This is a genomic window from Erwinia sp. V90_4, from assembly GCF_029967685.1.
In the GTDB taxonomy this organism is placed as follows: Bacteria; Pseudomonadota; Gammaproteobacteria; order Enterobacterales; family Enterobacteriaceae; genus Erwinia; species Erwinia aphidicola.
Genome location: NZ_JASCAQ010000012.1, coordinates 1 through 4512 on the forward strand (window position 1 = coordinate 1; position 4512 = coordinate 4512).

Sequence of the window (4512 nt, forward strand, 5' to 3'; positions counted from 1 at the left end):
TGGTAGTGTGGGGCCTCCCCATGCGAGAGTAGGGAACTGCCAGGCATCAAATAAACAAACAAGCCTCATGCGAAAGCATGGGGCTTTTTTGTGTTTCTCGCCTGCTAAAATACATACCCGTATTAACTGCACTCCCTCTCAAACTGCATATTTTTATTAGATAGCGATAATAGCTGTTTAATATCCCCCCAGATTACGACCGATAACTGCACAAAACTCGATGAATTCACCACTGTTTGCGGCGATAAAATCCTCAACTCACCCCTGATGAATCGGGTACACTACCCGCAGTTTAATATTTAAAGGTTTTATTATGTCCTGCCAGCAGCATTCATTAAAAACATGGAATACATTCAGCCTCGACGCCTGTGCCAACAAGATCAGCGTGGCAGAAAGTGCCGAGGCTCTTTGCCAATTTTGGCAGCAGAGCACCGATCAAAATGAACCTGTATTACTGCTGGGAGAAGGAAGCAACGTACTGTTTCTGGGAGATTTTTCTGGCCAGGTAATCATTAACCGCATCAAAGGCATTTGCGTATCTGAAACGGCTGATGCATGGTCTCTGCACGTGGGCGCGGGTGAGAATTGGCACCAGCTGGTTGAAACGTCTCTGGAGCAGGGACTCTCTGGTCTGGAAAATCTGGCCTTAATTCCGGGCTGCGCCGGTTCAGCGCCGATTCAAAATATTGGTGCTTACGGCGTCGAGCTGGATCGGGTCTGTGAATATGTGGATATCGTTAGGCTCTCCGACGGTGTACAGCAGCGTTTAACTGCCGCCGAGTGCCTGTTTGGCTACCGTGACAGCGTATTTAAACACCAGTATCGCGAAGGGTATGCCATTATCGCTGTCGGGCTGCGCCTGGCAAAAATCTGGCAACCGGTGCTGAGCTATGGCGATCTGCGTAATCTTGACCCGCTGACGGTTACGCCGCGCGAAGTGTTCAACGCCGTCTGCCAGATGCGGCGCAGCAAATTACCCGATCCCAAAGTGACGGGTAATGCCGGGAGTTTCTTCAAAAACCCGCTGGTGAGCGCTGAAGTTGCCGCTAAATTGCAAGCACAGTATCCCCATATTCCGCTTTATCCTCAGCTCAATGGCGATGTAAAGTTGGCCGCCGGTTGGCTGATCGATCAGTGTGACTTAAAAGGTTTCCATATTGGTGGAGCGGCCGTGCATGCCCAGCAGGCGCTGGTGCTGATTAACGCCAACGAAGCGACGGGGCAGGACATCGTGAACCTGGCCCGGACCGTACGTCAGCGCGTGGCAGAGAGATTCAACGTCTGGCTGGAGCCTGAAGTGCGCTTTATCGCAGCACAAGGCGAAACAGATGCCGTAGAGGTTATTGCATGAAAGACAACACCGTACCGTTAACGCTGATTGGTATTCTGGCAGATGGAGAGTTCCATTCTGGTGAGCAGCTGGGCGAGCAGCTAGGCATGAGCCGCGCAGCAATCAATAAGCATATACAAACGCTGAAAGAGTGGGGCATTGATGTCTTCACCGTGACCGGCAAAGGCTATAGCCTGCCCGCGGCCATGCAGTTATTGAATGAACAGGCCATTAATGCCCGGCTGGATAACGGGCGCCTGGCGGTAATCCCAGTGATTGACTCCACTAACCAGTATCTGCTGGATCGCATGGATACGCTGCAATCTGGCGACGCCTGCGTAGCCGAATATCAGCAGGCTGGGCGTGGTCGTCGAGGTCGTCAGTGGTTTTCACCCTTTGGCTCTAACCTCTATCTGTCTATGTACTGGCGTCTTGAACAAGGTCCGGCGGCTGCCATGGGGCTGAGCCTGGTCATTGGGATTGTGCTGGCGGAAGCATTACAGGAGCAGGGCGCGCCCGATATTCGTGTGAAATGGCCGAATGATATCTACCTGGACGATCGTAAACTGGCCGGTATCCTCGTTGAATTGACGGGAAAAACCGGGGATGCCGCGCAGATCGTGATAGGCGCCGGAATAAATCTTGCTATGCGTGCACCCGCTGCCGACGTCATCAATCAGGGCTGGATCAACCTGCAGGAAGCCGGAGTCAGCGTAGATCGTAACGCGCTCTCTGCGCTGATCGTTAATAAAATGCGCACCGCGCTCGTCGAGTTTGAGCAGGAAGGGCTGGCACCGTTTATTGAGCGCTGGGCGCGGCTTGATAACTTTATTAATAGGCCGGTAAAACTGTTAATTGGCGATCGGGAAATATTCGGCATTGCCAGAGGAATTGATCAGCAGGGTGGCTTGATTCTGGAACAGGATGGCGTCAGAAAGTCCTGGGTTGGCGGGGAAATATCGCTGCGACCGCAGAGTTAAAAAAAGGGCCTCAGGCCCTTTTTTTATTTGCGTAATCTGACCAGGTCAACCGCATGACCGATACTCTTGGTCATTATCAGGCTGGCACGCTCACGCGTAGGAAGGATGTTTTCCTTCAGATTCAGATAGTTGATCTCTTTCCATAACTGGCTGGCGACACCTACCGCCTCGTCTTCAGGCAGCTGTGCGTAGTGGTGGAAATAAGAGTCGGGATCGGTAAACGCGCCCTGACGGAATTTCAGGAAACGATTGATATACCAGTGCTCTAATAAATCTTCCGGCGCATCGACATAAATCGAGAAATCAACGAAGTCTGAAACAAATACGTGATGCGGATCGTGGGGATAATCCATCCCACTCTGCAATACATTAAGACCTTCCAGAATCAAAATATCCGGCTGCTTAACGACTTTATCCCCATCAGGAATCACATCATAAATCAGATGCGAATAGACCGGCGCAGTGACCTGCGCAGCACCGGATTTCAGGTCGGAAACAAAGTTCACCAGGCGGTGCATGTCATAAGAGAGGGGAAAGCCCTTTTTCTTCATCAGGCCGCGCTCTTTCAGCACCGCATTTGGATGAAGAAAACCATCAGTGGTTATCAACTCGACCCGACGATGCTCCGGCCAGCGGCTGAGTAAGGCCTGCAGCACGCGCGCAGTTGTGCTCTTCCCGACGGCGACGCTGCCTGCAATGCTGATGATATAAGGGATCTTCTGTCCTTTGGTGCCGAGGAACTGCTCCAGTACTGTCTGCCGACGCGAATTTGAACTGATATAGAAATTCAACAGACGAGACAAAGGCAGATAAATCTCCGCCACTTCTTCCATGGAGAGATCTTCGTTAATGCCTTTCAGACGGGCAATCTCGTCTTCAGAAAGGGTCATTGGCACCGAATCACGCAGCGCCGCCCACTGGGAGCGATTGAACTGGAGGTAAGGCGTAGTTAACAAGGAGTCTTTTTTGCTCATATGCGTGCTTCTGCCAGCAATTAATGCCCCTTTAATAGGCTCGCCTGTTAATGACAGTGAGTAGCGCCCGCTGCCAGGCATGCATACTAAGGGAAATTTCATCAAACAATGGGCGGAGGGTATCACCAGACGGGGATGAATAAGAAGGAAAAAAGATGCTCAGCGGATGCAAACGTAACCGCACCCGCATTAATGATATTTTTAGCAGGCAATCGCAGAGGCAATGCCAAAAGGCACACACCGAGCAAAAATAAAGCAACAGTTGGCCGAATGCATGCTGCCGGAAAGATTTCCTGCGAAAAGTTTTATCGCAGAGGAGACGCTGTGGTTAGCTGATAAACGTAAAAAGTGATGTTTGTTTGAACGAAATTACTGCGCAAGAGTGCCATATTGCGTAGAATTGCACAAATAGTAAGCGTAAGAACATTTATCGCAATTTTTTTGTTGCATCCTGCGCCCGGTCTTCCTAGAATGCGCACCACTTGATGCCGGCTTAGCTCAGTTGGTAGAGCAACTGACTTGTAATCAGTAGGTCACCAGTTCGATTCCGGTAGCCGGCACCATCAAGTAACGAAATACCCCGGGTGGGGTTCCCGAGCGGCCAAAGGGAGCAGACTGTAAATCTGCCGTCATCGACTTCGAAGGTTCGAATCCTTCCCCCACCACCATTTCGACCCAGCTTTCAGGGGTTGAGACCAGAAGAGAGAATCATCACTCGACTGGGAAGATGGCTTCCTCCAAAAGGTTGTTCATCAAGATTTCCGACTGAGCTCAAGCACAGTCAAAGTCAGCAAGCTAAGGCGGGTTGACTGGAACAGCGAAGAGGGCATCTTCTTAGTTGTTCAAGCTACAGACAGAACAGGTAGCCGAGTTCCAGGATGCGGGCATCGTATAATGGCTATTACCTCAGCCTTCCAAGCTGATGATGCGGGTTCGATTCCCGCTGCCCGCTCCAAGCCGTGCTGATATGGCTCAGTTGGTAGAGCGCACCCTTGGTAAGGGTGAGGTCCCCAGTTCGACTCTGGGTATCAGCACCACTTTCAAAATCTCCCTCCCTGCTTCTTATCTCTGTAAATTAAATTCAAAAAATTCAACGATTCAGGCGATGCCTGGTTGATGTGGTGATATCACCGATTAATCCGTGTCTTAGAGGGACAAGCGATGTCTAAAGAAAAATTTGAACGTTCCAAACCGCACGTCAACGTTGGTACTATCGGCCACGTTGACC

The 4512-nt window shown here is 50.9% G+C and carries 3 protein-coding genes, 4 tRNA genes and 1 pseudogene; 7 read left to right on the forward strand and 1 reads right to left on the reverse strand.

Annotated features, from left to right (window positions below; genetic code table 11):
- The first annotated feature begins 313 nt into the window (after window positions 1–313).
- Window positions 314–1351, forward strand: coding sequence for a UDP-N-acetylmuramate dehydrogenase (gene murB, locus QLG07_RS02390; RefSeq protein ID WP_048914304.1), 1038 nt, complete (start codon window positions 314–316; stop codon window positions 1349–1351).
- A complete protein-coding gene (gene birA / locus QLG07_RS02395) occupies window positions 1348–2310 on the forward strand; it encodes a bifunctional biotin--[acetyl-CoA-carboxylase] ligase/biotin operon repressor BirA (RefSeq protein ID WP_099755203.1) in 963 nt (320 codons plus the stop codon). Before murB ends, birA begins: the two co-directional genes overlap by 4 nt.
- 23 nt (window positions 2311–2333) lie before the next feature.
- On the opposite strand, the gene coaA is transcribed toward birA, so the two are convergent.
- A complete protein-coding gene (coaA, locus tag QLG07_RS02400; protein WP_048914306.1) occupies window positions 2334–3284 on the reverse strand; it encodes a type I pantothenate kinase in 951 nt (316 codons plus the stop codon).
- A 487-nt stretch (window positions 3285–3771) separates the two neighbouring features.
- Between coaA and QLG07_RS02405 the strand changes: the two genes are divergently transcribed.
- The 5 genes and pseudogenes from QLG07_RS02405 to QLG07_RS02425 all read left to right on the forward strand — a co-directional run.
- Window positions 3772–3847 (forward strand) — tRNA-Thr (locus tag QLG07_RS02405).
- A 20-nt stretch (window positions 3848–3867) separates the two neighbouring features.
- A tRNA-Tyr gene (locus tag QLG07_RS02410) sits at window positions 3868–3952 on the forward strand.
- A gap of 212 nt (window positions 3953–4164) precedes the next feature.
- Window positions 4165–4239 (forward strand) — tRNA-Gly (locus tag QLG07_RS02415).
- A gap of 6 nt (window positions 4240–4245) precedes the next feature.
- Window positions 4246–4321, forward strand: a tRNA-Thr gene (locus QLG07_RS02420).
- Between the two features lie 124 nt (window positions 4322–4445).
- Window positions 4446–4512 (forward strand): annotated as a pseudogene (locus QLG07_RS02425) (elongation factor Tu); the annotation flags it as partial.